Below are 6,004 nucleotides of genomic sequence, written 5' to 3'. Positions count from 1 at the left end.
GCGGTGGTCGACTTGCCCACTCCACCCTTGCCGGAGGCGACCGCGATCACCGCGGCGACGCCGGGGATCTCGGCCTGGCGGGCCATCGGCGAGCCCCCAGGATGCTGCGGAGGCGGCCGATGGGCTGCGGCCGGCTGCACGCCCGGTGCCCGCGGCGGCGGCGCTGCGCCTGGCCTGCGCTCCGCAGTCAGTGCGATCATCGCCATCGTCACCCCGGGAATGGCGCGGACTGCGGCCTCGGCCTGGGCGCGGGCATCCTCCCACGCGCGCGCCTCGGCAGCATCGACGTTGATCGAAAAGAACACCTTGCCGTCATTGGCCGTGATCGGCGACAGCACGTTGGCGTCGGGCAGCGCCACTCCCCGGGGCGAGCGCACCCGCCTCAGAGCTTCGAGAACCTGTTGCTGGGTGACGCTCACGCCGCCTCTCCTGAAAAACTTCAGAGCGCGCCACATCGTCGCGCTCCATCCTGTTGGTTGGACATCATCTTCCGGTCCGGCCGGGTCGATCCAGCCTGCGCTTCGGCTGTTCCAATAAAGCGCGCCGGCTCAAAACGCCACCTTGGTTCCGATATCGGAATCCGTTTCGACCGGTGCAGAATCGCCCTGCTCCTTGGCTGCCTCGTAATTGAGCTCGATCATTACCCCGTTGGGGTCGCGCACGAAGATCTGCCAGAGCTCGCCGCCGGGAACCTGCCGGGCGTCGAACGCCATGCCCTTGCCCGCCAGCCGAGCTTTCATTCCGGCAAAGCCGCGGCTGACGAAGGCAACGTGATGGACCACGCCGGAATCCGGCTTCTGCGGCTCCGAGGTCTGGGCGATGTCGACCAGATGCACCACCGGCCGGCCCTCACTATACATCCAGGCGCCGGGAAAGGCGAAGTTCGGCCGCGGGCCGTTCTCGAGCCCCAGCACCTCCTCATAGAAGCCCACCGTCTCCGCGAGCTTGCGGGTCCGGATGTTGAAATGGTCGAGCACACCCACGCTGACGCTCATGCGAGACACTCCCTGGCTGGTTCGTTGGCTTTCTGGATTTCGTTGTCGCAGGACGGCTTTGCAAGCCGTCATGATCATGCCTCTTTAGCACGGGCCCGCGCTATCGTATGCGTCACGAAGCCGTTGCCCTCGCCCCTCAAGCGTTTATGGTGCGGCGTCCAGCGTCCGGCGCGCTCCCCTGGCGGGACGCTGATGTGGTCCTTCAAGAACAGCCCGGCCATCCCCAAGGCCGCCGGCGGAAAACCAAGGTCAAGGTAGCTCACATGGCTAAAGTCGCTTTCATCGGTCTCGGCGTCATGGGTTTCCCCATGGCAGGACATCTCGTGAAAAAGGGCGGTCACGAGGTCACGGTCTATAACCGCACGGCGGCAAAAGCGAAGGAATGGGCCGACAAGTTCGGCGGCAAGACCGCGCCTACCCCGAAGGCGGCAGCCGAGGGCCAGGAATTCGTGATGTGCTGCGTCGGCAACGACAACGACCTGCGCTCGGTGACGATCGGCTCGGACGGCGCCTTTGCCGGCATGGCCAAGGGCGCGACCTTCGTCGACCACACCACGGCCTCGGCTGAAGTGGCACGTGAGCTCGATGCCGCAGCCACCAAGGCCGGTTTCAAGTTCGTCGACGCCCCGGTGTCGGGCGGCCAGGCCGGCGCCGAGAACGGCGTGCTCACCGTGATGTGCGGCGGCACCGCGGAGGCTTATGCCGGCGCCGAGCCGGTGATCGCGGCCTATGCCCGCATGTGCAAGCTGCTGGGTCCCGCCGGAAGCGGACAGCTCACCAAGATGGTCAACCAGATCTGCATCGCAGGCCTGGTCCAGGGCCTGTCGGAAGGCATCCATTTTGCGAAGAAGTCCGGCCTCGATGTGGCCGCCGTGATCGAAACCATCTCCAAGGGCGCCGCGCAGTCCTGGCAGATGGAAAACCGCTACAAGACCATGAACGACGGCAAGTACGATTTTGGCTTTGCAGTGGAATGGATGCGCAAGGATCTCTCGATCTGCCTCAACGAGGCTCGCCGCAATGGCGCGCACCTGCCGGTAACCGCGCTGGTCGACCAGTTCTACTCCGAAGTCGAGAAGCTCGGCGGCAAGCGCTGGGACACATCGAGTCTGCTGGCGCGGCTGGAGAAGTGAACGGGACGACTGGTCCGATCGCTTCTGGCACTTGACGGCAAACCGTTCGAAACGCCCGCCCTTCGGCGGGCGTTTCTGCATCACGTTGCGGCGCCTCACGACCAGCGACCAAAGGTTAATTTAACGCCGCATTAACGGAAATGTTTGGTTCTCTATAATCCCTCTTAAGGATTTCAGGCGAGTTATAGACAATGCGAAAAGCCCGTGCGGCCGCGGGCAGGACTTGTGTTGTTTGATGAGTAACTCCGCTGAAACGCCTGAGGTCGTCGAGCTTCCGGCAGAGCCGCCGGCGCTCGCGTCTGCGAGCCAGCGTCGGGCGGCGCAGCAGCGGGTGCGCGAGGCCCGCGACCGGTTAACGTCGACATCGGGAACGCGGCCGGCTTTCGATCGCGAGCTCTTGCGCCAATATGCGCAGACCCGGATTTCCGCCTCCTATGTCGTGATGCTGCTGGTGGTCGCGACCGGCATGCTGTTCAGCGTCTGGATGCAGCCACTCCCGGCGGCCGCCTGGACCTGCGGCATACTCTGCATCCACATCGCCATCGTACGCACCTGCAGGAGCTTCCTCGGCGAAAAGCCGTCATTGGCGGCGACGCGGCGCTGGCGCAAGCGCTTCGTGCTGCTCGACCTGCTCTACGGCATCTGCTGGATGGCGGTGCTGATTGACCCGGCGCTGTCGGATGTCTCCGGCACGTTGATGATGTTCCTGATGCTGCTGGTGATTGCAGTCTCCAGCATGCTTGCGGCCAATCTGCCGCTTGCCGCTTTGGCAGCCACAGCGCCGGTCACGATCGCGATCGCGCTCAACCTCGCGCTGTCGAGCAAGCTCGATAATTATGTGCTGGCCGCGTTTGCGGTCGCGGCCGAAGGCTATTTTGCGCTGCTGGCGCATCAGCTGCATTCGACCACGCTGGCCACGCTCGAAGCACGTGCCGAGAAGGATGCACTGATCGGCGAGCTCGAACAGGCCAAGGCGATTTCGGACGAGGCCCGCTATCGCGCGGAGGCCGCCAACGTCGCCAAATCGCGCTTCCTCGCCCAGATGAGCCACGAGCTCCGCACGCCGCTGAATGCCATCCTCGGATTCTCAGAGGTGATGAAGAGCGAGATCTTCGGCGCGCATGCCGTACCGGTGTACAAGGAATATTCCGCCGACATCCATAACTCCGGCGTGCATCTGTTGAACCTGATCAACGAAATCCTCGATCTCTCGCGGATCGAGGCCGGGCGCTACGAGCTCAACGAGGAGGCGGTCTCGCTGGTGCATGTCGTCGCCGACTGTCATCATTTGCTCAAGCTGCGCGCCTCCAGCCGCGCGCTGACCATCCACGAGGTGTTCGAGCGCAATATGCCGCGGCTATGGGCGGACGAACGTGCGATCCGCCAGGTCGTTCTCAACCTCTTATCCAATGCGATCAAGTTCACGCCACAGGGCGGAGATATCTGGTTGAAGGTCGGCTGGACCGCTTCAGGCGGCCAATATCTCAGCGTCAAGGACACCGGCTCCGGCATCCCTGAAAACGAGATCCCGATCGTGCTGGCCTCGTTTGGCCAGGGCTCGAACTCGATCAAATCGGCCGAGCAAGGCGCAGGGCTGGGGCTGCCGATCGCCAAGAACCTGATCGAGATGCACGGCGGCACCTTCACGCTGAAATCGAAGGTTCGGATCGGCACCGAGGTCATCGTCACCTTCCCGCCGGAACGGGTGATGTCGGCGCTGGGCCCGATGTCGGACGAAGCGCCGCCGCTGCAGCCGGAGCCCACGACGCAAGCCACGGAGGAGAAGCGCAGGCCGCGGTCCAAGCCGATCATGAATGCAGGAACGGGGCTGTGACATGGCCGCACTTGCACTCGCGGCGGAATGGCCGTCACTATCTAACCATGAGCCAGGATACGAACCGAGCAACGCCGTGCATCAACGTCTGCATGATCGATCCCCGAACCGATCTCTGCTTTGGCTGCGGCCGCACGCTGTCGGAGATTGCGCGCTGGGGCACGATGGCGGCCGACGAGCGGAACGCGCTGATCGCCGAACTGCCGGTGCGCATGCGCGAGGCCGGATTGCCGTCGATGCGCCCGCACAGCCTCAGTTGAAAACCCCGGCCGGAATCGGAGTTGCCGCATGAGCCGTCTTCTGCTCGTTCTGGTGACCATGCTGGTCACGGCCGGCGCCGTGATTGCCTACAAGGATCCCGAACAGGCCGCGCTCGCCAGCGACACCGTCTCGGAGTTGTTGCGCAAGAGTGCCAGCAAGATGAAGGCGAGCGCAGTCGAAATCCAGCGCGGCCAAGGCGGCGAATTCACGCTGCGCGCCAAGATCAACGGCGTGACCGCACCGATGGTGGTCGACACCGGTGCCACCTCGGTCGTGCTGACCTATGAGACGGCCAAGGCTTTGGGCCTGCCGCTCGAACTGCTCGACTACGACGTCGACGTCGAGACCGCTGGTGGTCATACCAAGGCGGCGCGGCTGACGCTCGACCGGCTGGCAATCGGCAGGCTGGTCGAACGCTCGGTGCCGGCCCTGGTGGTGCCGCACGGCCAGATGAAGACCAACCTGCTCGGCATGAGCTTCCTCGACCGGCTTGAACGCTGGGAGGTGCGCTCCGATCGCCTGATGCTGCACGGCTATCCCGAACGCGGCTGACGGCTGCTACCGTTGTAACCACAATCATCGCGTTCCTCGCATCGAGTTGAGCGAGATCCGCTTGCACCGTGCATCCGGCGACAGCACAGTTCGGCTGTAGCTCCGCTGATCCGCAAGGGACAAGAACGTGGCTCATCTCGATCGACGCGAATGGCTGCTGCTCTCGACGGCAGCGGCCCTCAATTTGGTGCATCCGGTTATGGCCAGCACAGCGACAAACGACACAATCCGACTTGCCCTCAACGAAAATCCGTTCGGGCCGTCACCTCAAGCCGTGCAGGCGATCACTGCGCACCTTGCTAATCTCAGTCGCTACACCGGCGACGAGCTCGCTACACTCACGAACGCGATCGCCGCGCGCGAACAGATGCCGTCGGAGCAAATCATGCTCGGCGAGAACCTGGACGTGCTCGGGCTCTTCCTGTCCGCCCACGGCGGCGCGGGCGGGGAGTTCGTCTATTCCGAACCGGGCTATACCGCACTCGTCGATGCCGTCGCACCGGCGGGCGGCGTAGTGGTCGGCGTGCCCCTGAACGACCGGTTGGAGAACGATCTCGCGGCCCTTGCGGCTAAGATCAATTCACAGACGCGGGCGGTCTATCTGGTGAACCCGCACAATCCGTCGGGCACGGTCAGCGACACCAAGGAGTTCATTGACGCCGTGCGCGACATGGCCAAACGCACCCTCGTGATCGTCGACGAAGCCTATCTCGAATTCACCCCGGATTTCGAGCAGCGGACCGTGGCCGGCCTCGTTCGGGAAGGCGCCGACGTCGCGGTGTTCAGAACCTTCTCGAAGATCTATGGGCTCGCCAGCCTTTCGATCGGCTATACGCTCGCGCCGAAGGCACTGGTCGCCTCGATGAAGCAGATGGGTATCGGCGCGTTCTTCGGGCTCAACCGGCTAAGCCTCGTCGCGGCAACGGCGAGCCTCAACGACACGCGCTATGTCGCCTCGATGCGCGACAAGGTCGCGGCGGAACGCGAGTCGTGGCATCAGCTTTTCCGCAAGCGGAAGGTTCGCTTCACGAATTCGCAGGGCAATTTCGTATTCTTCGATGCTGCCCAGCCGCATGCGAAAGTGGCAGCTGCTCTCGCAGCCCAGGGCATTCTCATCGGCCGGGCCCAGCCACCGCTCGACACTTGGGTGCGCATCTCGATCGGCCTGCCGGAGGAGAATGCGGTCGTGCGGAAGGCGGTGGCTGACCTGCTCCCGCCAGTATGATCGG

At 64.0% G+C, this 6,004-nt stretch carries 7 protein-coding genes (1 of these 7 cut by a window edge); 5 read left to right on the top strand and 2 right to left on the bottom strand.

The annotated features are described in order from the left end of the window. Positions 1-419 carry part of the coding region annotated (locus BRAS3843_RS42100; protein WP_244425179.1) for an iron-sulfur cluster assembly protein on the bottom strand (this coding region is incomplete at its 3' end). The annotated region extends 6 nt beyond the left edge of the window, so 419 of the 425 annotated nt are shown. 129 nt (positions 420-548) lie between these two features. Then, positions 549-995, bottom strand: coding sequence for a VOC family protein (locus BRAS3843_RS08340; RefSeq protein WP_008968386.1), 447 nt, complete (start codon positions 993-995; stop codon positions 549-551). A gap of 194 nt (positions 996-1,189) precedes the next feature. Between BRAS3843_RS08340 and BRAS3843_RS08335 the strand changes: the two genes are divergently transcribed. The 5 genes from BRAS3843_RS08335 (at position 1,190) to BRAS3843_RS08315 (ending at position 6,000) form a co-directional block, all read left to right on the top strand. Then, a complete protein-coding gene (locus tag BRAS3843_RS08335) occupies positions 1,190-2,128 on the top strand; it encodes an NAD(P)-dependent oxidoreductase (RefSeq protein WP_277996475.1) in 939 nt (312 codons plus the stop codon). Positions 2,129-2,363: 235 nt separating this feature from the next. Beyond that, positions 2,364-3,962: a HAMP domain-containing sensor histidine kinase gene (locus tag BRAS3843_RS08330; RefSeq protein ID WP_008968384.1), complete on the top strand. Its 1,599-nt coding sequence runs from the start codon at positions 2,364-2,366 to the stop codon at positions 3,960-3,962. Between the two features lie 47 nt (positions 3,963-4,009). Further along, positions 4,010-4,222, top strand: coding sequence for a DUF1289 domain-containing protein (locus tag BRAS3843_RS08325; RefSeq protein ID WP_035981137.1), 213 nt, complete (start codon positions 4,010-4,012; stop codon positions 4,220-4,222). 28 nt (positions 4,223-4,250) lie between these two features. After that, positions 4,251-4,775, top strand: coding sequence for a TIGR02281 family clan AA aspartic protease (locus BRAS3843_RS08320; RefSeq protein WP_008968382.1), 525 nt, complete (start codon positions 4,251-4,253; stop codon positions 4,773-4,775). A gap of 127 nt (positions 4,776-4,902) precedes the next feature. Then, positions 4,903-6,000, top strand: a complete 1,098-nt coding sequence (locus BRAS3843_RS08315; protein ID WP_035981136.1) for a histidinol-phosphate transaminase — start codon at positions 4,903-4,905, stop codon at positions 5,998-6,000. Positions 6,001-6,004 lie beyond the last annotated feature (4 nt).

The sequence above is a fragment of the Bradyrhizobium sp. STM 3843 genome, from assembly GCF_000239815.1.
Taxonomy (GTDB): domain Bacteria; phylum Pseudomonadota; class Alphaproteobacteria; order Rhizobiales; family Xanthobacteraceae; genus Bradyrhizobium.
The sequence above is the reverse complement of the archived record's forward strand: the minus strand, read 5'-3'. Positions and strand labels throughout refer to the sequence as shown.

Coding starts and splice junctions, on each gene's coding strand:
- BRAS3843_RS08340 (WP_008968386.1), bottom strand. CDS start 995: ATGAGCGTCAGCGTGGGTGTGCTCGACCATTTCAACATCCGGACCCGC.
- BRAS3843_RS08330 (WP_008968384.1), top strand. CDS start 2,364: ATGAGTAACTCCGCTGAAACGCCTGAGGTCGTCGAGCTTCCGGCAGAG.
- BRAS3843_RS08325 (WP_035981137.1), top strand. CDS start 4,010: ATGAGCCAGGATACGAACCGAGCAACGCCGTGCATCAACGTCTGCATG.
- BRAS3843_RS08320 (WP_008968382.1), top strand. CDS start 4,251: ATGAGCCGTCTTCTGCTCGTTCTGGTGACCATGCTGGTCACGGCCGGC.